The organism is Kitasatospora sp. NPDC058444 (assembly GCF_042721415.1).
In the GTDB taxonomy this organism is placed as follows: domain Bacteria; phylum Actinomycetota; class Actinomycetes; order Streptomycetales; family Streptomycetaceae; genus Kitasatospora.
Genome location: NZ_JBHXLL010000014.1, coordinates 31,141 through 55,795 on the forward strand (window position 1 = coordinate 31,141; position 24,655 = coordinate 55,795).

Consider the following 24,655-nt stretch of genomic DNA (forward strand, 5'->3'; position numbering starts at 1 on the left):
TGATCGCCCTGTTGCTTTCTATTATTATCACCGTCTCTTCGCGTCGCCTCTCTGCGTCGGTGGTGGGGGGGGGTTCCGGGGGCCCCCCCCCCCCCCCCCCCCGAAGGTGGGGGCGTACGTGATGCGAGGGCCTGGGCTTCACGCCTAAACGGTTCGCACTCTTCGTAGTCGGTGTGCTACTTTCCGCATCATCAATAGAACATAGGAGACCCCGGCGGTGGTGGAACACCCCGGGGTCGGGCACCAGGAGCTGGAACTCCAGATGCAGATTCATCGTAGCGCGCACGTGCGCGCGTTCACCGTTCTACCGAACGGCCTGTTGCAGGACCGTCGGCTCAGTTACACCGCTCGTGGTCTCCTCGCCGACCTCCTCTCCCGGCCGAGCGGCTGGCGGGAGGACGGGCGGCAGATGGCGGACAGCAGTCCGCAGGGGCGGGGTGCCGTGCGGCGGGCGCTCAAAGAACTCAAGGACGCCGGGTACTACCGGGTCGACACGGTCCGGATGGCCGACGGGAGGGTCCGATCCGAGGCCCACGTCTTCGACACCCCGCAGCCCGAACCGGCTGCCCAGCGCCCGGCTTCCGGTGGGCGAGGGACCGGCGGCGCTGTCACTCCTCCCGTAAAGGACCCGGGACAAGAACCCACCCTCCCGGATGAACGGACGCGGGCCGCCGTGGCCACCCTGTTCCGGGTGATCCGGCCCGAACCCCGCCTGCGCCTCGGCGAGGCCGAGGCCCGCGCACTGGCACCGCTCGTCACGCAGTGGCTGGAACGAGGCTGCAGCGGGGCCGAGTTGGCCCACGCCCTGCTCCCCGGGCTGCCCCAGCCGATGCACTCCCCCGTGGCGATCCTCCGGGACCGCCTGCAACGCAAGCTGCCACCCGAACAACCAGCGCCACCGGCTCCGTTCGCCGAGTGCGGCCGCTGCCACGACCCCGTGCCCCGCCCCGGCATCTGCCGCACCTGCGCGGGCCTCGGCACGAGAACCGTCGCGGTCGGAACCGGCGCACCCGCCACGCCCGGAGGCGTCGCCCGGGCGCGCGCGGCCCTGCGCGGGTGGCCCCGGCAGCGGGCCGCCGCAGGCTCCTAGCCGGCGAAGCCGCTCTCGGGGTGGATGATCTCCAGGTCGGTGCCGTCGGGGTCGTCGAAGTGTGCGACCCGAGTGCGGAGGGCGGCGTTCGGGGTGACCTCGCCCGCCACGTCGTCGCCGAGGTCTTGGCCGATCACGCGTAGGCGGGCCGAGGGGTGGCGGCCGCTACCGGTTCAGTGCACCCACAGTGCGCCGGACTGGCCCTTGTACTCCCACTGCTGGGCGTTGGCCCCGTTCGCGGTGGAGGAGTTGGTGATCTCCAGGCACTTGCCGCTGTCGTTCGGGAACTCGAACGTGGCCGAGAGGCCGGCGTGCGAGTCGGCGAAGGCCTGGCCGCCGCCGAGGCCGCTGAGCGCGAGCGCGAGGGCGGCGAGGCCGACGGCGGCGGCGGAGCGCCGGGTGCTGCGAAGTCCGTTGCTGGACATGGATGGTCCCCCTTCGAGGGTGCTGGTGGGTTCGCGTCCACCACCTGATCCCCCGTGCTGGACGCATCATCAGCGTGCCGTTCCCCCAGGGGCGTTGTCGTTAACGGGCAGTCCACTCCGGCTTCGCTCAGCGTCCACCGCCGGCCGTCGCGGCGGCACCGTGGCGGTAGTCGCTGGGCGGCAGCCCGTACGCGCCGCGGAAGGCGCGGCTGAAGTCGGCGGCGCGGGGGAATCCGCAGCGGGCCGCGATGGCGTGGACGGGGGTGGTGGCCAGGGCCGGGTCGGTGAGGTCGCGGCGGGCTCGTTCGAGGCGCTGGCGGCGGATCCAGGCGGCGACGGTTTCCTCCTCGTTCTCGAAGAGGCGGTGCAGGTAGCTGACCGAGATGTGGTGGGCGGCGGCGACGGTGCCGGGGTTGAGGTCCGGTTCGTGCAGGTGGGCGCGGATGAAGGCCCGGATCCGCTGGACCAGTGCCCGGCGCCGGCTCTCCGGCGGTACGGCGTCCTCGGCGTCGAGGTGGTGGGCGAGCAGCGCCGACACCAGGTCGAGGGCTGCGGTGCCCAGCCGGGGCGCGTCGCCGGCCCGGTAGGCGCCGGTGTCGGCGGCGATGCCGTTGAGCAGTTGGACGAGCAGGGCGCCCACGCCCGTGCCCCCGGGCATTCGGCGGGCGATCAGCTCGGCCACCTTGTCCGGGGGCAGCGGCAGCGCCTGCCGGGGGACGGTCAGCCAGGCCCCGCGGATCTGCCGGCGCGGATCGTCGGTGCTCACCTGGAGGGAGATGGGTCGGATGCTGTCGTACATCACCAGGTCCCGAGGGCGCCACTCGCCGTGGCCGTCGGACCGGGACGCGGGGCCGGCGCCGGGGAACGGGAGCGAGAGGAGGTAGAACTCCGGGTCGGACGAGCGGATCAGGCGCGCCGGCCGGCGTACGGTGATCGACGGGCTTTCCATGTTCCAGAGCTGTAGCTCACCGAGCGTCAGGATGCGCAGGTCCGCCCGGAAGTCGACGGCGTTTTCCGTGCCGGCCTCGAACGGGGCGCTCCTCTCGGCGAGTCGGTGCCGCCAGTACTCCAGGCGGTCCGGCGGGGCCACGTCCTCGGTCCGGAACACCGTCTCGTCCAGCATGCCCGCCCTCCCCGACTCGCGCTTCCGGTAAGGGCATTGTCACATCACGAACGGTTTCGTTCAGGAGGCCCCGCGGGGTACCCGGTGCTGCCACTCGCGGGCGAACACCACCGATCCCGCCTCCAGCGCCCGCAGTTGGACGACGCTGATGAAGTGCCCGGCGTCGCAGCGCAGTTGGGTGCGGGTCTGGACGGTGACGTCCCAGCCGATGTCGGGGCGCTCCAGCCGGACGGTGTGGTCGGTGCGGGCCTGGGCGCTGAGCGGGGCGCCGGTGAGCACCCGGTAGGCGGTGACGGTGTGTTCGTCGCGGACCAGGCCGTCGGGGTGGGTGCGGGTGCCGTCGGTGGCGGGGGAGAGTTCGGTGCGCCACTCCTGGCGGCCGATGTCGTGCACGGTGAGGTGTTCGGGCCGGGCGGTGAGCGGTTCGGTGAGGTGGACGTCGAGCGGTTCGGGCAGTGCCGGGGTCTCGAAGGTGACGGGCGGGGCGCCGACGTCGGCGGCGAGGTGGCGCACCGGCAGGCTGAGGGTGGAGCGGGACGGGTCGACGCCGTACCCGGTGTCCTGCGCCGGGGGCCAGACCCAGGGCCAGTAGACCGAGGAGAGGGCGAGCCGCAGCCGGTGGCCGGCCGGGAGCGTCCAGGCGCAGGCCGCGAGCTCGACCTCGGCGTCCGGGCCTTCGGTGACCAGGACGCCCCGGGTGACCAGCTCCGAGGTGCCGTCCGGGCCGACCGCGCACAGCCGCACCGCCACCTGGACGGGCGCCCCGTCCTCGCGCAGCCGCAGCCGTACGGTCGGGGCGCCGAGCAGTTCGACGGGTTCGGGCAGCGGCTGGGAGTCGAAGCAGACCGAGCGGCCGTCCTCCTCGCGCTGGTCCGGCGGCTGGTCGGCGGGGCGGCCGTGGGGGACGTAGGCGCCGGCGTTGAGGCCGGTGTGCTGGGGGGAGCGGACGCGGACGTACCGGTCGTCGGAGGCGGTGCCGGCGGTGCGCAGCGGCCCGTCCAGGCCGTAGTGGATCTCCCGGACGTCGGGGGAGGGCCAGGCCTCGTCCCCGGTCCAGCGGGTGGTGAGCCAGCTGCGCAGGGCGGGTTCCTTGAGGGCGCCGGTGTCGATGCCGCGCAGCCAGTGGTCCCACCAGCGCAGGGTGTCGGGCAGGGCGGCTTCGGGCAGGCCGTGCGGCCAGGGGCCGATCAGGGCGCGCGCGGTGGGGGACTCGGCGAGCAGCCGCAGCACGAAGGAGCAGGACGGGTCGCCCCAGCCGGCCACGGCGAGGGCGGGTACGGACACCGGGACGGTGCTCTCGCCGGCCGCGAGCCAGTCGTCGACGGGCGGCTGCAGCGATTCCAGCCGGGCCAGCCAGGCGGCCCGCCAGGCGTCGCCGACGTGCCGGGGGTCCGGTGGCAGGGCGGCGTCGGCGACCAGGGCGGTGAGCCGGGTGTGCAGGTCGGCGGCGAGCAGGGCCCCGCCGAGCCGGTGGCCGTCCTCGGGGCAGGCGGTGACCACGGCGCCGACGGTCTCGGGGGCGCGGGCGGCGAGTCGCAGGGCGGTGGTGCCGGCCGTGCCGGTGCCGAGCAGGCCGAGCCGGCCGTTGCACCAGGGGCGGCGGGCGAGCCAGTCGACGACGGCGGCGCCGTCGGCGAGTTCCTGTGCGCCGCCGGGTTCGCCGGGGGTGCCCTCGGAGTTGCCGTGCCCGCGGGTGTCGACCCGGACGGCGGGGTAGCCGTGGCCCGCGTACCAGGGGTGGCGGCGGGCGTCCTCGGCGGCGGTCCGGTCGGTGAGGCGGCCGCCGGAGTACTCCAGCAGCGCGGGGCCGGGCTCGTCGCCGACCGGCCGCCACAGCCGGGCGGCCAGCCGGGTGCCGTCGGGCAGCGGGATGCGCAGGTCCTCGCGGGTGGTGTGGAAGGGGTACGACGGCATGGCCGCTCCCATCGGTGCCGGGCGTCGGCAGTGCGACGGTTCGGTACTCCGACAGTAGGGGAGGGAGCGGACCTTTTCCTGGTGAGAGGAGTCGGGTGCGACGGGCCGGGCAGCAGGAGTCGGTCGCGACGGACCCGCCGGGAGGCGCCTCCCGGCGGGAGGCGCCTCGGCGAGGGGTGCGGCGCGGCGAGGGGCGCGGTGCGGTCAGGCCTTGCTCAGCCAGGCGGTGGCGTTGAGGGCGAGGGCGGCGTCGGTGCCCGCCGGGTCGTCCCAGCCGTTGAACAGGGTGTTGCCGGACTGGCCGGTGCCGTCGTCGATCGGGGAGCTGTCGCCCCAGATCGCGACCCGGCCGGTGCCGAAGGTGCTGGTGACGAAGAATGCGCCGGTGTTGCCGCTGTAGCCGGTCCGGTAGACCAGGCCCTTGACGTTCGGGTTGTCGGCGGGCTTGAGGGTGAAGGTGGTGCCGTTGCGCAGGATCGAGCCGGTGACGGTGCCGTAGGGGCCGTGCAGCACCGGGTCGGTCGGGGCGTCGGCCGCGCGCGGGTTGTCGGTGGTGATGTTGAGCAGGTCGACCGAGAAGCCGAAGGGGTCGTTGTTGTTCACCCCGTTGTTGGTCAGCAGGTCGTTGATGATCTTCGGGGAGTCCCAGCCGTCGTTGTTGCGGTCGCTGTTGATGTGGTCGGAGACCAGGAACAGCCCGCCGCCGTTCTTCACGAAGTTCATGAGCGCGGTCTTCTCGCTCGCGGAGAACCGGATGTTGGGCTCCGGGATCACGAAGGTGTCGAAGTTGGCGAGGTCGAGCGCGGCGCCGGTGCCGTAGCTGATGGTGGAGCCGGCCGGGAGGGTCTTCAGGCTGTACTGGCCGGTCTTCTGGAGGGCGACGCCCCAGGCGGACAGGGCGCCGGTCCAGCTCTTCTCGGTGGTGGGGGCGGCGTTCTGGGCCAGCGGGTCGGGCTGGCTGGTGCTGATGATCCAGTCGGCGTTGCCCGCGGTCTCGGCCTTGCTGTTGTCGAACAGCACCCGGTGCGGGGTGGCGCTGACCGCGGCGGCGCGGGTGGCACCCCCGGCGGTGGCGGCGACGGGCGCGACGGGCGCGACGGGCGCGGCGGTGGCGGCGGGGGTGGTGAGACCGGCCGCGAGCAGCGCCGTTCCGGCGAGGGCCGCAGCGGTTCGAATACGGATCGTCATGTGCCGTTCCTCCGTGGGGAGTTGAGGGGGCAGCGCTCGGTTTTCGCGCGTAGAACGGGAGTATCCGCGCGTAGAGCGCGCGGTGAAAGCCCTCCGGGGTTACGAAGCCCTGTACGAGTCGTGACGATCTTCGGGAGGGGGGAGGGAGAGCGGGGTGACGAATCCGTAATTGCGTATGACTTGCAACTGCGCACACCGAGGCGGAAAGATGGCCCAGCTTCGACCACCCGACCGGAAGGACCACGACGATGACCGCCCCCCGTTGGCGCGACCGGCTCACCCGTGAGGAGTGGATCCGCCTGGCCGGAATGGGCGGCTTCATCCTCGCGCTGCACGTCGTCGGCTGGTTCACCCTGCTGGCGCTGGTCGAGCCCGAGCACTACGAGGTCGGCGGCAAGGTGTTCGGCGCCGGGATGGGGCTGACCGCCTACACCCTCGGCATGCGGCACGCCTTCGACGCGGACCACATCGCCGCCATCGACAACACCACCCGCAAGCTGATGGGCCAGGGCAAGCGGCCGCTGTCGGTCGGCTTCTGGTTCTCGCTCGGGCACTCGTCGATCGTCTTCGGCCTCTGCGCGCTGCTGGCCCTCGGCATCCGCTCGCTGGCCGGCCAGGTGGAGTCCGACGACTCGACGCTGCACGAGATGACCGGTCTGATCGGCGTCACCGTCTCCGGGACCTTCCTGCTGCTGCTCGGCCTGATCAACCTGGGCGCCTTCAACGGCATCCTCAAGGTCTTCCGCCGGATGCGGGTGGGCGACTACGACGAGGCGGAGCTGGAGCGCCAGCTGGAGCGGCGCGGGCTGATGAACCGCATCCTCGGCCGGGTCACCAGGGCCGTCACCAAGCCCTGGCACATGTACCCGGTGGGCCTGCTGTTCGGCCTGGGCTTCGACACCGCCACCGAGGTGTCCCTGCTGGTGCTGGCCGGCGGCGCGGCGGCGTTCTCGCTGCCCTGGTACGCGCTGCTCACCCTGCCGATCCTGTTCGCGGCCGGAATGAGCCTGCTGGACACCATCGACGGCTCGTTCATGAACTTCGCGTACGAGTGGGCCTTCTCCAAGCCGGTCCGCAAGATCTACTACAACCTGACCGTCACCGGGCTGTCGGTGCTGGTCGCGCTGGTGATCGGCTCGATCGAGCTGATCGGCCTGCTCGGCGAGAAGCTGGACATCACCAGAGGCCCGGTCGCCTGGATCGGCGAGCTGGACCTCAACTTCGTCGGCTACGCGATCGTCGGGCTGTTCGTGCTGACCTGGGCGGCGGCGATCGCCTACTGGAAGCTCGGCAACGTCGAGGAGAAGTGGTCGGCCGGGCTGGCCGCCGGTTCCGCCGCGGCCGCCACCTCCTCCGCCGCCGCGAAGCCGGAGTAGCCGCCGTACGTCGGGCGGCAAGCGCACGCGCGGGCCGAGGGGCCGGTGACCGGGGTCTGGTCACCGGCCCCTCGGGGCTCTCCGGACGGTGCCGCCGTCACGTCACGGTGTGTGACGTCGTCGCGGGCTACTTCATCGCGGCGAGCACCGCCTGCGCCATCACCTGCTCGCCGGTCGCGTTGGGGTGGAACGGCACGGCGGGAGAGCCGGGCAGCGCGCCCTCGATCCAGCGGTCGTCCGAGCAGACGTCGTGCCCGACGGTCGGCGTCGCGGTGTCCACGTAGGTCGCGCCGTTCGCGGCCGCGGTGGACTTCATCGCGGCGTTCAGCTTGTTGAGCACGCCGTACATGTATTCGACGTCGCCGGGCGTCACCGGCTGGCGCAGGACGCACTTCGAGCCGTCGGCGGGCAGCACGGTCGGGTAGCCGACCAGCAGCACCCTGGCCCCGGGCGCCTTGGCGTGGACGCGCTTGATGGTGTCGGCCAGCTGCGGGGCGATGGTGGTGCGGATCCGCTCGGCCAGGTCGTCGGTGCCGTACTGCCAGGACAGGGTGCTCCAGTCCCAGTAGCCGTGGTGGTAGACGTCCTTGCAGGGCGTGCCGAGCGGGTTGACGACGGCGCCGGCGATGCAGGTGGCGACCAGTTCGCCGAGGCCGAGGTCGCTGGCCGCGAGGTCGTTGCCGCCGATCCCGAGGGTGACCAGGTCGGTGTCGGCGGTCACCGCGTCCAGCTGCGGGTCGTTGACCCTGATGAAGGCGTCGTACTGGGGCTGCGTCATCGCCTTGATCTTGGCGGCGGAGCAGGTGACGTCGGTGTACGTGCCGGCCTTGAGGGCGGCGGCGACGAGGTGCCCGTAGTTGCGGTCGGAGCGCAGGCACAGGCCGGCCGACTGGCCCGGCACGCCGGCGCCGGCGGCGTAGGAGTCGCCGAGCGCCACGTAGTGCTTCGGCGCCGTGCCGGCGGCCTGGGCGGTGGTGGACGTGAGCGCGAGCGCGGCGCCGAGGGCGACGGCGGCGAGCGCGGTGGAATTCCGGAGGTGCCGGGATTTCCGGGCAGGGCGGAGCACGGTTCCTCCTGGGGGAGAGAAACGACGGGTGGGGGGTCGTGCAGGGCCGGGCCACAGCTACCAGCAGGTAAGTTACTGTCAGGTTTCCTCGGCGTCCATGGTTTGCTCGGAAATTGCCGGTATTCCGGCAGATGTGTCCGGATCGCATTTCGCATTTCGCTCCGCCCGGTATCGGAAAGGCGGCGGCGGCATTTCCGAAACGCCTCGGAGCGGAATTCACGCGGGCGGTTGCCACCCGCCGGTTGACCGGGCGTCACCGCAGACCGCAGTATCGGGCGCACAGCCGCGGCGCGTCCCGGACGCGCCGCCACCGCGAGCCGCGACGGAGGACTGCGCATGGCCCTGGACGCCGACGTCATCGTCATCGGAGCGGGCCTCGCGGGCCTCGCCGCCACCGCCGAACTCGCCGACGCCGGACGGAAGGTGATCCTCCTCGACCAGGAGCCCGCCGCCTCCCTCGGCGGCCAGGCGCACTGGTCCTTCGGCGGCCTCTTCCTGGTCGACTCGCCCGAACAGCGCCGGATGCGGATCCGCGACTCGCACGCGCTCGCCCGGCAGGACTGGCTCGGCACGGCCGGCTTCGACCGGCCCGAGGACGCCTGGCCGCGCCGCTGGGCCGAGGCGTACGTGGACTTCGCGGCGGGCGAGAAGCGCGCCTGGCTGCACGGCATGGGCGTGCGGTTCTTCCCGGTGGTCGGCTGGGCCGAACGCGGCGGCTTCCTCGCCGACGGGCCCGGCAATTCGGTGCCGCGTTTCCACATCACCTGGGGCACCGGGCCGGGGCTGCTGGAGCCCTTCGTCCGGCGGGTCCGCGCCGCCGCCGCGCGCGGCCTGGTGGACCTGCGCTTCCGGCACCGGGTCACCGGGCTGTCCGCCACCGCGGGCGCCGTCGACACCGTCACCGGCGAGGTGCTGGTGCCGAGCCCGGCGGGCCGGGGCGAGGCCAGCTCGCGCGAGGTGGCCGGGGGCTTCGAGCTGCGCGCCCAGGCCGTGGTCGTCACCTCCGGGGGCATCGGCGGCAACCACGACCTGGTCCGCAAGGCCTGGCCGGCCCGGCTCGGCACCCCGCCCGCCCGGCTGCTCTCCGGCGTGCCCGCGCACGTGGACGGACTGATGCTGGAGGTCGCCGGCCGGGCCGGGGCCAGCCTGATCAACGGCGACCGGATGTGGCACTACACCGAGGGCATCGAGAACTGGGACCCGATCTGGGCCCGGCACGGCATCCGCATCCTGCCCGGCCCCTCCTCGCTCTGGCTGGACGCGCGCGGCCGGCGGCTGCCCGCCCCGCTGTTCCCCGGCTTCGACACCCTCGGAACGCTCGAACACATCATGTCCACCGGGTACGAGTACACCTGGTTCGTGCTCAACCAGCGGATCGTCGAGAAGGAGTTCACCCTCTCCGGCTCCGAGCAGAACCCCGACCTGACCGGCAGGTCGGTGCGCGGCGTGCTCGGGCGCGCGCTGCCCGGTGCCCCCGGCCCGGTCCAGGCGTTCCTGCGGCACGGGCGGGACTTCGTGGTCGCCGGCGACCTCGCCGACCTCGCCCGGGGCATGAACGCCAGGACGCGCGAGCCGCTGATCGACCCGGACGAGCTGCGCCGCACCGTCGAGGACCGCGACCGTCAGCTGGCCAACCCCTTCGCCAAGGACCTCCAGGTCACCGCGATCCACGGGGCCCGCCGCCACCTCGGCGACAAGCTCATCCGCACCGCCGCCCCGCACCGCATCCTCGACCCCGCCGCCGCCCCGCTGATCGCCGTCCGGCTCAACATCCTGACCCGCAAGTCGCTCGGCGGGCTGGAGACCGACCTCTTCTCCCGGGTGCTGCGGCCGGACGGCGAGGTGCTGCCCGGGGTGTACGCGGCCGGCGAGGCCGCCGGCTTCGGCGGCGGGGGTGTGCACGGGTACCGCTCCCTGGAGGGGACGTTCCTGGGCGGCTGCCTGTTCTCGGGCCGCACGGCGGGACGGGCGGCCGCCCGGGCGGTCGGGTAGCGCGGGCACGGGAGCACCCGGGAGCACCCGGGAGCACCCGGGGCACGGGGGCTCGGGAGCACCCGGGGCACGGGGATCCGGAGGCGCGGGCGCACGGGCGCGCGGGGGTGGGCACGTTGCTACGGGCACGCGGGGGTGCGCACGGGCGCGCGGGGCCCGCCGCCGGGGCCCGTCGCGGGGGCCGACCCGCGGCCGGGGCGCCGGCGGGGTGACAGGTACAGTGCGGAGGCCGGTGCGCAGGGCGCCGCAGAGCCCGAGGGGTGCCAGAACCGATGAGCCGCCGAGACCGCGACGGTGCCCGAGACCGCGACGGCGCCCGGGACCGCAAGCGGGGCGCCGGTGCCCCCGTGACCGTCACGGTGTGCCGGGGCTGCTGCTGCGGCACCGAGGCGAAGCACCCCGGGGTGGACCACGCGGGCCAGTACGAGCGGCTGCGCACGGCGGTGGGCACGGCGGGCCGGGTCCGGGCGGTGAAGTGCCTCGACGTGTGCACCCAGTCCAACGTGGTGGTGGTGGGCCCCTCCGCCGAGGGCCGGGCGGCGGGCGGCCGGCCGGTCTGGCTGGGCTTCGTGCTGATGGACGAGATGATCGACGACATCGCCGCCTGGGTGCGCGCGGGCGGCCCGGGCCTCGCCGATCCGCCCAGACTGCTCGACCTCCAGCTGATCTCGGTCTCCCGGCGGGTCCGCGAGGGCCTGCCCGAGTGAGGCCGCGCCCCGGGCCGTGTCCCGGGCGCTGCCCCGGGCCTCGATCCGCCCGTGCCGCCGGTTCTGCCAGTTCTACCGGCTGATCGTCAGATCGTAGTGAACAGAGGCGGACCCGGGTCTGTCCGAGGGCCTTCCGCACTACCATGACCGATGGCGTCGGGCCGTTCCGGACGGGGCCGAGCCGATTCCGCGCGAGGAAGGAAGCCGATGACGACGGTCTGCCGCATCTGCGCGGGCACCGGCCGGACCGCCGGCCTCAGCTGCCGGACCTGCCAGGGCACCGGCACCACCGAGGTGGGCGGCGGGGGCGGCAACTGCTTCCTCTGCGACGGCACCGGGGTGTACGTGCGCTACCGGGTGGACGCGACCGGGGCCAAGCACGCCTACCGGGACGAGATCTGCCGCACCTGCGACGGCACCGGCAACCGGACCGCCACCCAGTGGGACGACCCCTCCGGCTGACCCCTCCCGCCGCCTTCGCGGCCGCCGCCGCCGACGCGCACTCAGCCCGAGGGGCGGACAGGGGCCATGATGCGCCGTCGGGACGGTACGAGTACGTCGTTTACCGAATCATGGTCGAACATTGACGTTCGAATGGGCGGTACGCTGCGACCCGTTCACCCGGTGTCCGTGCGTGATCAACACGCCGCTGGAAGAGTCCCGCGCATGGATATCCCCAACATGGGCGTGCCGGCCAAGCTTGCCGACCGCATGAGCATGGCCGAGCAGCACGAGTACCTGCGGGCCCGTTTCTCCCGCCGCCGGATGCTGCGCGCCGGTGCCGTGACCGTGGGTGCCGTCGCCGTCGGCGGCGTGCTGGGCGGCGGGACGGCCTTCGCCGCCCCGGCCGGCCCGCAGCTGCTGACCGGTGGCACGACCGACGGCATCGACGGCTCGCTGGTCGCGCCGATCGGCCGTCACCTCCAGTTCGGCCCCGAGCCGGACACCCAGTTCCGCATCTCCTGGCAGGTGCCGGCCCCGGTCAGGAAGCCGTTTCTGCGCTTCGGCAAGACCCCGTGGGACCTGAGCCACAAGGTCCAGGCCGAGGTCCGCGCCCTGCACACCCCGGCGCTGACCCCGACCGGCCAGCCGGTGGACCAGTACTACCTGCACGTGGCGCTGGAGGACCTCCACCCCGACACCACCTACTACTACGGTGTCGGCCACGAGGGCTTCGACCCGGCCTCGCAGCAGCGGATCTCCACCCTGCACACCTTCCGCACCGCGCCCTCCCGCGACCACCGCTGGGGCAAGGTGTACGAGCCGTTCACCTTCACCGCCTTCGGCGACCAGGGCGTCAGCGCCCATGCGGCCGGCAACGACCACATCATCAAGGCCCAGAACCCGGCGTTCCACCTGCACGCCGGCGACATCTGCTACGCCGACCCGGCCGGTTCCGGCACCGACCCGGACAAGTCCGTCTTCAACGCGAAGACCTGGGACGACTTCCTGGTGCAGACCGAGACGGTCGCCGCCGAGATCCCGTGGATGGTCGCGTACGGCAACCACGACATCGAGGCCTGGTACTCGCCGAACGGCTACGGCGGCGAGAACGCCCGCTTCTTCCTGCCGAACAACGGTCCGGACCCGCGCACCGTCCCCGGCGTCTACACCTTCCGCTACAAGAACGTCGGCGTCATCTCGCTGGACGCCAACGACGTCTCCTACGAGATCCCGGCCAACCTGGGCATCTCGGCGAACAAGCAGACCAGGTGGCTGGAGCGCACCCTCAAGGACCTGCGCAACGACGAGACCATCGACTTCGTCGTGGTCTTCTTCCACCACTGCGCCTTCTCCACCACCGTCGCCCACGCCTCCGAGGGCGGTGTCCGCGAGGCCTGGGTGCCGCTGTTCGAGAAGTACCGGGTGGACCTGGTCATCAACGGCCACAACCACATCTACGAGCGCACCGACGCGATCCTCGGCAACAAGGTCTCGAAGCAGGTGCCGAGCGGCGCCACCATCGAGCCGGCCAAGGACGGCGTGGTCTACGTCACCGCGGGTGCGGCCGGCCGCAGCCTGTACAAGTTCGACGTGCCGGACACCTACGAGGGGCACGAGAACCACCAGGACGAGGTCAAGACCTACTACTGGAGCAAGGGCCGGGTGAAGACCCCCGAGACCATCCAGTGGTCGCGGGTGCGCTACACCGGCTACTCCTTCATCAAGGTCGACGTCACCCCGAGGCACCTGGGCCAGAAGTCGGTCATGAAGGTCACCGCGCTGGCCGAGGACGGCACGCAGATCGACAACTACACGATCCTGCGCGAGGTCGGCGAGGGCTGGGACTCGAACCGGGACGACGACGGTCAGGGCGGCGGCTGGGGCTGGTAGTCCCGGTCCCCCGAGCCCGAGCGGGGCCCCGGCGCCGGAGGTTCAGCGCCGGGGCCCGTACATGATCACGGCGACGCCGGCCAGGCAGATCAGCGCGCCCAGCACGTCGTAGCGGGTCGGCCGGAAGCCGTCCACGGCCATGCCCCACAGCAGCGAGCCGGCCACGAACACCCCGCCGTAGGCGGCCAGCACCCGGCCGAAGTGGCTGTCCGGCTGCAGGGCCGCGACGAAGCCGTACGCGCCGAGCAGCACCACGCCCAGGCCGGCCAGCCACCACGGCCGCTGCTCGCGCACGCTCTGCCAGACCAGCCAGCAGCCGCCGATCTCGGCGAGCGCGGCGAGGACGAACAGGGCGGCGGAGCGGAGGACGGTCATGGCCCCGAGCGTACGGGTGGCTCCCGGGTGCTCAGACCTGGCGGTAGGTGGCCAGGAAGCGCCCGATCCGGTTGACGGCCGTCTCCAGGTCGTCGGCCCGGGGCAGGGTGACGAAGCGGAAGTGGTCCGGGCGGGGCCAGTTGAAGCCGGTGCCCTGGACGACGTGGATCTTCTCGCGCAGCAGCAGGTCCAGGACGAACCGCTCGTCGTCGACGATCCGGTGCACCGCCGGGTCGAGCCTGGCGAAGGCGTACAGCGCGCCCTTGGGCTTGACGCAGCTGACGCCGGGGATCTCGTTGAGCGCCTTGACCGCGATGTCGCGCTGCTCGGTGAGCCGGCCGCCGGGCAGCACCAGGTCGTTGATGGACTGGTGGCCGCCGAGCGCCGCCTGCACGGCGTACTGGGCGGGCACGTTGGGGCACAGCCGCATGCCGGAGAGCATGGTCAGGCCCTCCAGGTAGTCGGTGGCGTGCTGCTTGGGGCCGGAGACGACCAGCCAGCCGCTGCGGAAGCCGGCCACCCGATAGGACTTGGAGAGGCCGTTGAAGGTGAGGATCAGCACGTCGTCGGCCAGGGCGGCCAGGCAGTGGTGCTCGGTGCCGTCGTAGAGGATCTTGTCGTAGATCTCGTCGGCCAGCACCATCAGGTGGTGGCGGCGGGCCAGGTCGAGGATGCCCTCCAGCAGTTCCTTCGGGTAGACGGCGCCGGTGGGGTTGTTGGGGTTGATGACGACGATCGCCTTGGTGCGGGCGGTGATCTTGGCGGCGATGTCGTCCAGGTCCGGGTACCACTCGGCCTCTTCGTCGCACAGGTAGTGCACGGCCTTGCCGCCGGCCAGCCGGACGGCGGCCGTCCAGAGCGGGTAGTCGGGCATCGGCACGAGCACCTCGTCGCCGTCGTCGACCAGGGCGGTGACGGCCATCTGGATCAGCTCGGAGACGCCGTTGCCGAGGTAGACGTCGTTGACGGTGACGCCCTGGACCCCGCGCTGCTGGTAGTACTGCACGACCGCGCGACGGGCCGGCAGGATGCCGCGCGAGTCGCTGTAGCCGTGCGCCTTGGGCAGGTTGCGGATGATGTCCTGGATGATCTCCTCGGGCGCCTCGAAGCCGAACGGGGCCGGGTTCCCGGTGTTCAGCCGCAGCACGCTGTGCCCGGCCTCCTCCAGGGCGTTGGCCTGGTCGACCACCGGGCCCCGGATCTCGTAGCACACGTCATTCAGCTTGCTGGACTGCCGAAACTCCATCTGCGGCCTCCCGACCGTCACCACCGCTCCGTTGCTTCAGCTTTGTTCTACCAAGTGTGCACTTGGAAAGTCCAACCTCTTGGCTATGCTGATCCACATGTCACGCCGAAGCTACGACCAGTACTGCGCCGTCGCCCGCGCCCTGGACGCGGTGGGGGAGCGCTGGAGCCTCCTGATCGTCCGTGAGCTCCTCGGCGGCCCGCGCCGCTACACCGACCTGCACGCCGACCTGCCCGGCGTCTCCACCGACATCCTGGCCGCCCGGCTCAAGCAGCTGGAGGCCGAGGAGCTGGTCACCCGCCGCCGGCTGGAGCGGCCCGCCAACGTGACGGTCTACGAGCTGACCGGGCGCGGGCGTGAACTGCGGCCGGTCGTCGAGGCGTTGGGGGAGTGGGGGCTGGCCGCCCTCGGCGAGCAGCGGCCCACCGACGCCGTGCGCGAGCACTGGTTCACGCCCCGCGGCGCGGGGGAGGAGACGGCGGTCGCGGCCGGCTGAGGGCTGCGGGCCGAGGCCCGCGGGCTGTGGGGCGGTGGGGCCGTGGGGCGGCGGCAAGGCCCCCGTCGCCGGCCGCCGCCCCGTGTCCCCAGGATGGCCCGGGCCGATAAACGAACGCTCGACGTGCGATGAGCGCCGGGGCCCGTGCCCGCCCCGGACGGACCCGCACGTACGATCGTCGGATCGTCGGACCGCCGGAGTCATCCCGGGAGAGCGGAGGCCAGCCCGTGCCCACCCCCTACCGCAGCTACGTCGCCGTCGGCGACTCCTTCACCGAGGGCATGTGCGACGACCTGCTGCCGGACGGCCACTACCGGGGCTGGGCCGACCGGGTCGCCTCGGCACTGGCCGCCGAGCGCTCCGGGGCGCAGGGCGCGGACGCCGACTTCCGGTACGCCAACCTCGCCGTCCGCGGCAAGCTCATCGGCCAGATCCACGACGAGCAGCTCGCCGCCGCCACCGCGATGGGCGCCGAGCTGGTCACCCTGGCCGGCGGCCTCAACGACGTGCTGCGCCCCGGCTGCGACATCGACGCGGTCGAGCGGCTGCTCGGCCGCTGCGCCGCCGAGCTGCGCGCCACAGGCGCCACCGTCGTGCTGTTCACCAGCACCGACCCCACCCGCCGCCTGACCGGCAGCGCCCGGCTGCTGCCCGCCATCCTGCGGATGAAGGCCTTCGTCCAGGAGCTGGGCCGGCAGGACGGCTTCGCCGTGGTCGACCTGTTCTCCGCGCCCTGCTTCGACGACCGCCGGCTGTGGGCCGAGGACCGCCTGCACCTCTCGCCCGAGGGCCACCGCCGGGTCGCCGAGGGCGTGCTGGAGGCGCTCGGCCGCCCCGCGGCCTTCGACTGGCGCGCCCCGCTGCCCGCCGCCGCCCCGGCCGGCCGCGCCGAGCGGCTGCGCGAGGACGCCCGCTGGCTGGGCGCCCACCTCGGCCCGTGGATCGGCCGCCGCCTCACCGGCCGCTCCTCCGGGGACGGCCGCCCGGCGAAGCGGCCGGAGCTGCTGCCGTACCGCTGAGGGCCGCCGAGGGCCGCTGAAGGCCGTCACGCCTCCGGCTGGGTCGGCTCCGGCGCCAGGACCAGGCTCGCCATGGGGGCGTGGGTGGTCCAGCCGAGCGCGGTGTAGAGCGCCTGTCCCTCCGGGGTGCCGACCAGCACGCCGGTGCGCGCGCCCCGCTCGTACGCGGCGGACTGGAGCGTGCGCATCACCAGGACGCCCAGGCCCCGGCGGCGGTGCCCGGGCACGGTGGTGATCTGGTCCGGTACGGCCACCGGGCCGGCCAGGCCCGCCTGGCCGCGGGCCGCGGGGTGCCCGTCCTCGGTGCGCACCAGCACCCGGAGGACCCCGCCCCGCTCCCAGGTGGTCACGGTGTACCCGGCCGGGGTTCCGGGCCGCTCGGCCGCGAGCGGGACGCTCATCAGGAAGCCCGGCGCGTCCAGGCGCCACCGCTCGTCCAGCCAGGGGCGCACCGTGGCGTCCTCGGCGAACAGCTTCAGCCAGGTGGTCGGCGCGGTGACGGTCTCGGCGAGCTTGCGGACGTCGGCCTCGGCCGGTTCCGGCAGCACGTGCCGGCCCACCTCGCCGGCCGGCGCGCCGACGTCGATGCTCCAGCCCCAGGGCCGGTCCACCGGCTCGGCGGAGCCGCGCGAGACGGCCCAGCCCGAGATCCACATCCGTACCAGCTCCCTGACGTCCGGTTCCGGCATGCCGCCCACCCCCGTGTGTAATGGTCTCCAGTGCATTTCATAACTTACCGGCGCCGAGGGCTGTCCGGCCAGTAGGATTTCCGGGTTCACGGCGCCGCCCGGCGCCCGGCTGCTGGAAGGACCCCGGAACGTGCGCGAGACCGAGTCGCCGCAGGACCCCACGGCGGCCTCGCCGACCCCGCTCGCATCCGACTGCGGCAGCTGCTTCGGGCTCTGCTGCGTCGCCCTGCCGTTCGCCGCCGGCACCGACTTCGCCATGAACAAGGCGGCCGGCAGCGCCTGCCACAACCTCCAGGCCGACTTCCGCTGCGGCATCCACACCCGGCTGCGCGACCAGGGCTTCCAGGGCTGCACCGTCTACGACTGCTTCGGCGCCGGGCAGCGGGTCTCCCAGGTGACCTTCGGCGGCCGCAGCTGGCGCGAGGAGCCGGACAGCGCCAAGGCGATGTTCGACGTCTTCCCGATCGTGCGGCAGCTGCACGAGCTGCTCCGCTACCTCACCGAGGCGCTCGCCTTCACCGCCGCCGGCCCCCTCCGCGACGAGCTGCGGCAGGCGCTGGAGGAGACCGACCGGCTGGCCGGCGGCACCCCCGAGGAGATCCTCGCCATCGACGTCCCGGCCCACCGGCAGCGGGTCAGCGAGCTGCTGCTGCGCGCCGGCGAACTGGTCCGCGCCGCCGTCCCGCGCCGCCGCGAGCTCCGCGGCGCCGACCTCTTCGGCGCCCGCCTGCGCGGCGCCGACCTGCGCGGGGCCAACCTGCGCGGCGCCCTGCTCGTCGCGGCCGACCTCGCCGGCGCGGACCTGCGCCTCGCCGACCTGGTCGGTGCCGACCTGAGGGACGCCGACCTGGCCGGCGCGGACCTCGGCACGGCCCTCTTCCTCACCCAGGCCCAGCTCGACGCGGCCCGCGGCGACGCCACCACCCGACTGCCCGAGGGCCTCACCCGCCCCGCCCACTGGCCGGAGAAGGCCGCCCCGGCGGCCGGCGGCGGTGGCAACCGCGGGGCCGGTGGCAACCGCGGAGCCGGGGGCAAGGGTGGGGCCAGGGGTGGGGCCGGGCCCCGCTCCGGCAAGGGCGGCGGCCGCCCCGCGCGGGGCGACCGCCGCAGCTGAGACGGTGAAGCGCCGAGGCGTACCGGCGGGCTACTGCCCCAACCGGCCGTCGACGCACTCGCGCAGCAGGTCGGCGTGGCCGCAGTGGCGGGCGTACTCCTCGATCCGGTGCACCAGCAGCTCCCGGACCGAGATCCGGTCCTTCCCGATCCGCTCGCCCAGGTCCTGGTGGCCGGCCAACTCGGCGTCCAGCGCCGCCTGTTCGCGTTCCAGGTCGCGGAACGCGGCGTCCACCGAGGCCTGGTCGCCGACGGCCTCGCCGAAGTCCGCGTCCCGCCTGCCGTACAGCGTGGGCAGCGGCTCGGCGTCGGTGATCCAGTTCCGCCAGTCCCGCTCCACCTCGGCCAGGTGCCGGACCAGCCCGAGCAGTGACATCGTCGACGGCGGCACCGAGCGGCGGGCCAGCTGCTCCGGATCCAGTCCGTCGCACTTCATCCGCAGGGTCAGCCGGTAGTTCGTCAGGAAGTCCTGGAGCGTGGCGAGTTCGCCGTCCGGTCCGGGGCCGTCGTTGTTGCGGGGGTCGTCGTCGGGGTCGGCCCACATGTCGGGGTGGACGGTCGCCTCGGTCCATCGCGCGGGTTGTTCGGTCATGCCGCGCATCGTCGTTCGTGACCACCCCTTCCCGCCACCGGATTGTCGCGCCGCCGGGCCGCCGCCGCGCCTCCGGGCCTCCGCACCTCCGCGCCGCCGCGCGGCTCAGGAGGTCAGCAGGAGGTCAGCAGGCGGGCGCGCAGGGCGTCGGTCTGCTCGCGGTCGATGCCGAGGGGGCCGGTGAGGTAGGCCTCGACCGAGCCGTGGCGCTCGGCGAGGTCGGCGAGGGTGAGCCGGATGACGGCCTCCGGGGCGCGGCCGAAGGCGGGCCAGCGCAGGGTGCGGCCGGGGTGGGCGGCGTGCCAGTCGGCGACGAGTTGCGCGGTGGCGAGCTCGGTGAGGGCGAAGTCGGCGGCGATGTCGTCCTCGCCGACGCCGAGCAGGGTGAGCAGCAGGGCGGCGATCAGCCCGGTGCGGTCCTTTCCGGAGGCGCAGTGGAAGACCACCGGGGCCTCGGCGGCGGTGATCACGTCCAGGGCCCGGCGGATCTCCTGCACCCCGTCCTCGGCGACCTCGGCGAAGCGGTCGGCGAGGTAGCGCCAGGGGTCGAGCTCCGGGTCGATCTCGGCCTGGTCGTACGGGCGGTGCTCGATCGAGAGGTTGTGGTACTCCAGGCCGTCGAACGCGGGCACCCGGCCCTTGGCGGCGATCTCCCAGGGGTAGCGCAGGTCGATCACGGTCCGCACGCCGAGGGCGCGGAGCCGGTCGAGGTCCTCGGGGGTGTCGAGCTTGCCGAGCGAGTCGGAGCGGTACAGCCGCCCCCACCGGACGGACCGTCCGCCGGCGGCCGGATAGCCGCCCAGGTCGCGGAAGTTGTGCAGGGCATCGAAGGAGTGGTGACGCGTTGTCATGCGCGCACTCTAGTCAGCGGCCGCCCGCTCGCCGGAGGGCGGGCCGTAGCCGTGGGCGAGCAGGTCGAAGGCGCCGGTGGCGTCCTCGACGGCCTCGGCGTACAGCTCGTCGGCGGTGCGGCCGTCCCGGATGCGGCGCCAGTTGTGCAGCGCGAGGACCCGCTGGGTGGCGGTGACCTGGGCGGCGAGCAGGGCGGCGGCGAGCTCCTGCGCCCCGGCCGACCCCTGCGCCCGCGCCGCTCCGTTCGCCCGCGCCGCCCCGGGCGGCGCCGCGCGCAGCGCCTCGGCCAGCGACTCCTCGGCGCGGGCCACGTACTCGCCGACCCGCGCGGCCAGGCTGGGCGTGCCGTAGACGAGGCCGGTGAAGGCGAGCACCGCGGGGTGGTCGTTGAGGCCGGTGACCGGGTCGCGCCGGGCGAGCCCGGCCAGGAAGTCCCGCAGCAGCGCGTCGAGCGCCGGCTCGCCGGCCGTCCGGGTGCGGACCACTTCGGCGGCCTGTTCCTGGTGGTCGGCGAAGCGGTGGACGACCAGGTCCTCCTTGGTGGGGAAGTAGGAGAACAGCGTCGGCTTGGAGACCTCGGCGGCCGCCGCGACGTCGGCCACCGACACCCGGTCGAAGCCGTGTTCCAGGAAGAGCGTGATGGCCGCCTCGGAGATGGCCCGCCGGGTCCGCTCCTTCTTCAGCTCCCGCAGTCCCGTCATGCGCCTCAGGCTAGCAGCGGGGATTGACCGGGGCAGGTTTTGGACCAGGTCCTCCGGCGGACGTGTCCCGGCCCGGGAGGGCGGCCGCCGCGCGCCGGCCGGGCAGGGTCCGCGGTGCCCGCCCTACCCGCTGCGGTCGGCGAGCACCTCGCGGACGACGTGGCGGGCGTTGGCGGTCAGCGCGTGGTCGGTGTGGCGGTAGTACGGGATCGTCACCAGTGCGATGGAGAACGCCCAGGCGCGGCCGCGGGCCCACATGGCCTGGTCCGCGTTCAGGGCGGCGCGGAAGGCCGGACGGGCGGCGGCGGGCAGCAGGTTCCAGGCGGCTATCAGGTCGGCGGTCGGGTCGCCGACGCCCATCATGGCGAAGTCGATGACGGCGGCGAGCCGGCCGCTCGGGGCGAGCAGCAGATTGCCGGGGGTGAGGTCGCCGTGCGTCCAGACCGGCGGGCCGGCGTACGCGGGCAGCCGAAGTGCCTCGTCCCACACCGCGGTTGCGGCCGCCGTGTCGATCGAGCCGGAGAGCTGGGCGATGGCCGCGCGGGTGGCGCCGTCCCGGGAGGCGAGCGGGGTGCTGCGCTGGGAGGCCGGGGCGCCGGCCGGGTCGACGTCGCGCAGCGCGTTGACGAAGCCGGCCAGGTCGCGGGCCAGGGCCTGGGGCGCGGCCAGCGAGTTGACCACCGGGTTGGCGCCGTCCAGCCAGTGCAGCACCGACCACTCCCAGGGGTAGCCGACGGCGGGCCGGCCGACCGCGAGCGGCGCCGGGACGGGCAGCGGCAGCCGGGGCGCCAGCCGGGACAGCCACTGCTGCTCCCGCCGTGGGCCCCCGGCGGCCCACTCCACCCGGGGCAGCCGGACGGCGAGTTCGGGCCCGAGCCGGAACATCGCGTTGTCCGCCCCGGGAACGGGCACGGGGGTGATCAGGAGGCGCTCCCACTGCGGGAACTGGACGGAGATCAGCCGCCGCACCAGGGCCGCGTCGACCACCGGTCCGTCGGGATGCATCCGGGTGGCAGCGCACATGCCCGGCAGCGTACAGCGCCGATCGTCACCGTTCAGCCCGATTCCCGAACTGGGCACGTTCCGAAGGACATTCGACACCGATCGGCCGGAGGTCGGCCGGAGGCGGCCTCCGCTCGGCGGGCGCCCGGTCCGGTCCCGGCGCGACACCGGACGGCGCGCCACGCCCGGCCGCCCCGGGTGCGGCCGGGCGCCGTCGTCGGCACCTGCCAGAATGCAGGGCGTACGGCGCAAGCACTGATGGAGAAGGTGACCGGCTTCGTGAGCACGGCAGTCGAACAGGTGGCCCGGCAGGCCCAGCAGGCGATCGAGCGGAAGATCGCCGAGGAGCTGGGCGTCCGCGAGGGGCAGGTGAAGGCGGCCGTCGAGCTGCTCGACGGCGGCGCGACCGTCCCCTTCGTGGCCCGCTACCGCAAGGAGGTCACCGGCTCCCTCGACGACGCCCAGCTGCGTGCCCTGGAGGAGCGGCTGCGCTACCTGCGCGAGCTGGAGGACCGCCGGGCGGCCGTCCTGGAGTCGATCGCGGCCCAGGGCAAGCTGGACGACGCGCTGCGCGCCCAGGTGCTCGCCGCCGACTCCAAGGCCCGCCTGGAGGACATCTACCTGCCGTTCAAGCCGAAGCGGCGCACCAAGGCGCAGATCGCCCGCGAGGCCGGCCTGGAGCCGCTTGCCGACACCCTGCTCGCCGACCCGGGCCAGGACCCGGCCGCGCTGGCCGCGCAGTACCTGAACGAGTCGGTCGCGGACGGCCCCGCCGCACTGGAGGGCGCCCGGGCGATCCTGGTCGAGCGCTTCGGCGAGGACGCCGACCTGGTCGGCTCGCTGCGCGAGCGGATGTGGACCCGCGGCCGGCTGGTCGCCCGGGTCCGCGACGGCAAGGAGGGCGACGGCGCCAAGTTCGCCGACTACTTCGACTTCGCCGAGCCGTACACCAAGCTCCCCTCGCACCGCATCCTGGCGATGCTGCGCGGCGAGAAGGAGGAGGTGCTCGACCTCGACCTCTCCCCGTACGACGGCGAGACCGAGGGCGACCTCCCCGGCGAGAACGACTACGAGCAGCGCATCGCCGCCCGCTTCGGCATCGCCGACCGCGGCCGCCCGGCCGACAAGTGGCTCGGCGACACCGTCCGCTGGGCCTGGCGCACCCGCGTCCTGGTCCGGCTCGGCATCGACCTGCGCGCCCGGCTGCGCGCCGAGGCCGAGGAGGAGGCGGTGCGGGTCTTCGCCGCCAACCTGCGCGACCTGCTGCTCGCCGCCCCGGCCGGCACCCGCGCCACCATGGGCCTGGACCCGGGCTTCCGCACCGGCGTGAAGGTCGCCGTGGTCGACGCCACCGGCAAGGTCGTCGCGTACGACACGATCTACCCGCACCAGCCCGCCAACAAGTGGGACGCGGCCCTGGCCACCCTGGCCGCGCTGGCGAAGAAGCACGACGTGGACCTGGTCGCGATCGGCAACGGCACCGCCTCCCGGGAGACCGACAAGCTCGCCGAGGACCTGCTCAAGCGCCACCCCGAGCTGAAGCTCACCAAGGCGATGGTCAGCGAGGCCGGCGCCTCGGTCTACTCGGCCTCCGCGTTCGCCTCGCAGGAACTGCCGGACCTGGACGTGTCGATCCGCGGCGCGGTCTCGATCGCCCGCCGGCTCCAGGACCCGCTGGCCGAGCTGGTCAAGATCGACCCCAAGTCGATCGGTGTCGGCCAGTACCAGCACGACCTGAGCGAGGTGAAGCTCTCCCGCTCGCTGGACGCCGTGGTCGAGGACTGCGTCAACGCCGTCGGCGTGGACGTCAACACCGCCTCGGCGCCGCTGCTCACCCGGGTCTCCGGGATCACCGGCACGCTGGCCGACAACATCGTGGCGCACCGCGACGCCAACGGCCCGTTCCGCACCCGCAGGCAGCTCAAGGACGTCTCCCGGCTCGGCCCCAAGGCCTTCGAGCAGTGCGCCGGCTTCCTGCGCATCCCCGGCGGCGACGACCCGCTGGACGCCTCCAGCGTGCACCCCGAGGCCTACCCGGTGGTGCGCCGCATCCTGGCCGCCACCGGCGGGGAGCTGCGCGAGCTGATCGGCAACGGCGAGCGGCTGCGGGCGCTGCGCCCGGCGGACTTCGCCGACGACACCTTCGGCGTCCCGACCGTCACGGACATCCTCGGCGAGCTGGACAAGCCGGGCCGCGACCCGCGCCCGGCCTTCCGCACCGCGACCTTCAAGGAGGGCGTCGACAAGATCGGCGACCTGGAGGTGGGCATGGTGCTGGAGGGCGTGGTCACCAATGTCGCCGCCTTCGGCGCCTTCGTGGACGTGGGCGTCCACCAGGACGGGCTGGTGCACGTCTCGGCGCTGTCGAGGAACTTCGTCAAGGACCCGCGCGAGGTGGTCAAGCCGGGCGACATCGTCAAGGTCCGGGTGCTCTCGGTGGACGTGCCGCGCAAGCGGATCGGGCTGACCCTGCGGCTGGACGACGAGGTCGGGCGCGAGCGCGGCGGCGACCGCGGGGACCGCGGGGACCGCCAGGCCCGCCCGCCGCGCCAGGAGCGCCGCGGCGGCGGCCAGGGCAACCAGGGTGGCCAGGGCGGTCAGGGCGGTCGTGGCGGCCAGGACCGGCGCGGTGGCGGCGGCGGTGGCGGCCAGGGCGGCGACCGGGGCGGCTCCGGTGGCGGCGCGCCCGCCAACAGCGCCATGGCGGACGCGCTGCGCCGCGCGGGCCTGACCGGCGGCGGCGGCGGCGACGGCGGCCGGGGCGACCGGCGCTCCGGGCGGCGCTGAGCGGCGACGGACGGATCACGGATCACGGACAACGGATCACGGATCACAGATCACGGCCCGGGGCCGGTGGACGCGCACCACGGCGTCCACCGGCCCCGGGCCGTCGTGACCGTCCGGACGTTCAGGCCAGGATCTTCTCCTTGGCCTTCTGGTACTCCTCCTCGGAGATGGCGCCCTTCTCCTTCAGGTCCGCCAGTTTCGCCAGGTCGTCGACGTGGCTGCGGCCGCCCGCGTCCGGTCCCGACGTCGCCGCGTCCCGGACGTAGGCCTTGAACGCGGCCTGGTTCTCCTGGGCCTGTTGGATGTCGCGTTTGGTCATCGACTGCCCGCGGGCGATCAGGTACACGAGGACGCCGATCAGGGGCAGGATGATCACCAGGACCAGCCAGCCGGCCTTGCCCCAGCCGCTGAGGTCGTGGCTGCGGAAGATGTCCGTGATGATCTTGAACAGCAGGAAGAACCAGAGCACCCAGAGGAAGAACTCCAGCATCGTCCAGAAGATGTTGAGCACCGGGTAGTCCACGGCCAGTGAAGTGGTGTCCATGGCTGAGTAATACCACCGCAAATC

At 73.6% G+C, this 24,655-nt stretch carries 21 protein-coding genes and 3 pseudogenes; 10 read left to right on the forward strand and 14 right to left on the reverse strand.

Annotated elements, in window-relative coordinates:
- Window positions 1–673: 673 nt before the first annotated feature.
- Window positions 674–1,090 (forward strand): hypothetical protein, encoded by a 417-nt coding sequence (locus ACFWP2_RS16875; protein WP_380451775.1) that lies wholly within the window; start codon window positions 674–676, stop codon window positions 1,088–1,090.
- On the opposite strand, the gene ACFWP2_RS16880 is transcribed toward ACFWP2_RS16875, so the two are convergent.
- The 5 genes and pseudogenes from ACFWP2_RS16880 to ACFWP2_RS16900 all read right to left on the reverse strand — a co-directional run.
- Window positions 1,087–1,227 carry a hypothetical protein gene (locus ACFWP2_RS16880; protein ID WP_380451777.1) on the reverse strand — a complete coding sequence of 47 codons (141 nt, stop codon included), beginning with the start codon at window positions 1,225–1,227 and terminating at the stop codon, window positions 1,087–1,089. The two genes, ACFWP2_RS16875 and ACFWP2_RS16880, sit on opposite strands and share 4 nt — an antisense overlap.
- 36 nt (window positions 1,228–1,263) lie before the next feature.
- Window positions 1,264–1,515 carry an RICIN domain-containing protein gene (locus ACFWP2_RS16885; protein ID WP_380451779.1) on the reverse strand — a complete coding sequence of 84 codons (252 nt, stop codon included), beginning with the start codon at window positions 1,513–1,515 and terminating at the stop codon, window positions 1,264–1,266.
- A 127-nt stretch (window positions 1,516–1,642) separates the two neighbouring features.
- Window positions 1,643–2,638, reverse strand: a complete 996-nt coding sequence (locus tag ACFWP2_RS16890) for a helix-turn-helix domain-containing protein (RefSeq protein ID WP_380451781.1) — start codon at window positions 2,636–2,638, stop codon at window positions 1,643–1,645.
- A 60-nt stretch (window positions 2,639–2,698) separates the two neighbouring features.
- Window positions 2,699–4,552, reverse strand: a complete 1,854-nt coding sequence (locus ACFWP2_RS16895) for a CocE/NonD family hydrolase (protein WP_380451783.1) — start codon at window positions 4,550–4,552, stop codon at window positions 2,699–2,701.
- Window positions 4,553–4,759: 207 nt separating this feature from the next.
- Window positions 4,760–5,740, reverse strand: a pseudogene (locus ACFWP2_RS16900) (hydrolase); the annotation flags it as partial.
- 248 nt (window positions 5,741–5,988) lie between these two features.
- Here ACFWP2_RS16900 and ACFWP2_RS16905 point away from each other — a divergent pair.
- Complete coding sequence (locus ACFWP2_RS16905) at window positions 5,989–7,116, forward strand: HoxN/HupN/NixA family nickel/cobalt transporter (RefSeq protein WP_380451785.1); 1,128 nt, start codon at window positions 5,989–5,991, stop codon at window positions 7,114–7,116.
- A gap of 127 nt (window positions 7,117–7,243) precedes the next feature.
- Here the strand turns inward: ACFWP2_RS16905 and ACFWP2_RS16910 are convergent, their stop codons facing one another.
- On the reverse strand, window positions 7,244–8,182 hold the full coding sequence (locus ACFWP2_RS16910; protein ID WP_380451787.1) for an SGNH/GDSL hydrolase family protein: 939 nt from the start codon (window positions 8,180–8,182) through the stop codon (window positions 7,244–7,246).
- Window positions 8,183–8,518: 336 nt separating this feature from the next.
- Between ACFWP2_RS16910 and ACFWP2_RS16915 the strand changes: the two genes are divergently transcribed.
- The 4 genes from ACFWP2_RS16915 to ACFWP2_RS16930 all read left to right on the forward strand — a co-directional run bounded on the left by ACFWP2_RS16915 (window position 8,519) and on the right by ACFWP2_RS16930 (window position 13,215).
- Window positions 8,519–10,174, forward strand: coding sequence for an FAD-binding dehydrogenase (locus ACFWP2_RS16915; protein ID WP_380451789.1), 1,656 nt, complete (start codon window positions 8,519–8,521; stop codon window positions 10,172–10,174).
- Window positions 10,175–10,446: 272 nt separating this feature from the next.
- Entirely contained in the window at window positions 10,447–10,881 is a 435-nt protein-coding gene (locus ACFWP2_RS16920) for a (2Fe-2S) ferredoxin domain-containing protein (RefSeq protein ID WP_380451791.1), read from the forward strand.
- A 207-nt stretch (window positions 10,882–11,088) separates the two neighbouring features.
- Window positions 11,089–11,343, forward strand: coding sequence for a hypothetical protein (locus ACFWP2_RS16925; protein ID WP_380451793.1), 255 nt, complete (start codon window positions 11,089–11,091; stop codon window positions 11,341–11,343).
- Between the two features lie 204 nt (window positions 11,344–11,547).
- Window positions 11,548–13,215 carry a purple acid phosphatase family protein gene (locus tag ACFWP2_RS16930; protein WP_380451795.1) on the forward strand — a complete coding sequence of 556 codons (1,668 nt, stop codon included), beginning with the start codon at window positions 11,548–11,550 and terminating at the stop codon, window positions 13,213–13,215.
- Window positions 13,216–13,257: 42 nt separating this feature from the next.
- Here the strand turns inward: ACFWP2_RS16930 and ACFWP2_RS16935 are convergent, their stop codons facing one another.
- Window positions 13,258–13,590 (reverse strand): YnfA family protein, encoded by a 333-nt coding sequence (locus tag ACFWP2_RS16935; RefSeq protein ID WP_360347853.1) that lies wholly within the window; start codon window positions 13,588–13,590, stop codon window positions 13,258–13,260.
- A gap of 31 nt (window positions 13,591–13,621) precedes the next feature.
- A complete protein-coding gene (locus tag ACFWP2_RS16940; RefSeq protein ID WP_380451798.1) occupies window positions 13,622–14,836 on the reverse strand; it encodes a pyridoxal phosphate-dependent aminotransferase in 1,215 nt (404 codons plus the stop codon).
- A gap of 97 nt (window positions 14,837–14,933) precedes the next feature.
- Between ACFWP2_RS16940 and ACFWP2_RS16945 the strand changes: the two are divergent.
- Together ACFWP2_RS16945 and ACFWP2_RS16950 are read left to right on the forward strand one after the other, a co-directional pair.
- Window positions 14,934–15,287, forward strand: a pseudogene (locus ACFWP2_RS16945) (winged helix-turn-helix transcriptional regulator); the annotation flags it as partial.
- Window positions 15,288–15,559: 272 nt separating this feature from the next.
- Complete coding sequence (locus ACFWP2_RS16950; protein ID WP_380451800.1) at window positions 15,560–16,351, forward strand: SGNH/GDSL hydrolase family protein; 792 nt, start codon at window positions 15,560–15,562, stop codon at window positions 16,349–16,351.
- Between the two features lie 26 nt (window positions 16,352–16,377).
- On the opposite strand, the gene ACFWP2_RS16955 is transcribed toward ACFWP2_RS16950, so the two are convergent.
- Window positions 16,378–17,040: a GNAT family N-acetyltransferase gene (locus ACFWP2_RS16955; RefSeq protein WP_380451802.1), complete on the reverse strand. Its 663-nt coding sequence runs from the start codon at window positions 17,038–17,040 to the stop codon at window positions 16,378–16,380.
- Window positions 17,041–17,170: 130 nt separating this feature from the next.
- Here ACFWP2_RS16955 and ACFWP2_RS16960 point away from each other — a divergent pair.
- Window positions 17,171–18,001: pseudogene (locus tag ACFWP2_RS16960) on the forward strand (pentapeptide repeat-containing protein); the annotation flags it as partial.
- A gap of 183 nt (window positions 18,002–18,184) precedes the next feature.
- On the opposite strand, the gene ACFWP2_RS16965 reads toward ACFWP2_RS16960, so the two are convergent.
- The 4 genes from ACFWP2_RS16965 to ACFWP2_RS16980 all read right to left on the reverse strand — a co-directional run bounded on the left by ACFWP2_RS16965 (window position 18,185) and on the right by ACFWP2_RS16980 (window position 21,321).
- Complete coding sequence (locus ACFWP2_RS16965) at window positions 18,185–18,745, reverse strand: DinB family protein (RefSeq protein ID WP_380451804.1); 561 nt, start codon at window positions 18,743–18,745, stop codon at window positions 18,185–18,187.
- A 113-nt stretch (window positions 18,746–18,858) separates the two neighbouring features.
- Window positions 18,859–19,596 carry a tyrosine-protein phosphatase gene (locus tag ACFWP2_RS16970; RefSeq protein WP_380451806.1) on the reverse strand — a complete coding sequence of 246 codons (738 nt, stop codon included), beginning with the start codon at window positions 19,594–19,596 and terminating at the stop codon, window positions 18,859–18,861.
- 9 nt (window positions 19,597–19,605) lie between these two features.
- Window positions 19,606–20,298: a TetR/AcrR family transcriptional regulator gene (locus tag ACFWP2_RS16975; RefSeq protein WP_380451808.1), complete on the reverse strand. Its 693-nt coding sequence runs from the start codon at window positions 20,296–20,298 to the stop codon at window positions 19,606–19,608.
- 123 nt (window positions 20,299–20,421) lie between these two features.
- Window positions 20,422–21,321 (reverse strand): aminoglycoside phosphotransferase family protein, encoded by a 900-nt coding sequence (locus ACFWP2_RS16980; RefSeq protein ID WP_380451810.1) that lies wholly within the window; start codon window positions 21,319–21,321, stop codon window positions 20,422–20,424.
- 258 nt (window positions 21,322–21,579) lie between these two features.
- Here ACFWP2_RS16980 and ACFWP2_RS16985 point away from each other — a divergent pair, with 258 nt between their 5' ends.
- Window positions 21,580–24,087 carry a Tex family protein gene (locus tag ACFWP2_RS16985; protein WP_380451812.1) on the forward strand — a complete coding sequence of 836 codons (2,508 nt, stop codon included), beginning with the start codon at window positions 21,580–21,582 and terminating at the stop codon, window positions 24,085–24,087.
- A 121-nt stretch (window positions 24,088–24,208) separates the two neighbouring features.
- On the opposite strand, the gene ACFWP2_RS16990 is transcribed toward ACFWP2_RS16985, so the two are convergent.
- Window positions 24,209–24,631, reverse strand: a complete 423-nt coding sequence (locus tag ACFWP2_RS16990; protein WP_380451814.1) for an SHOCT domain-containing protein — start codon at window positions 24,629–24,631, stop codon at window positions 24,209–24,211.
- Between the last annotated feature and the right edge of the window lie 24 nt (window positions 24,632–24,655).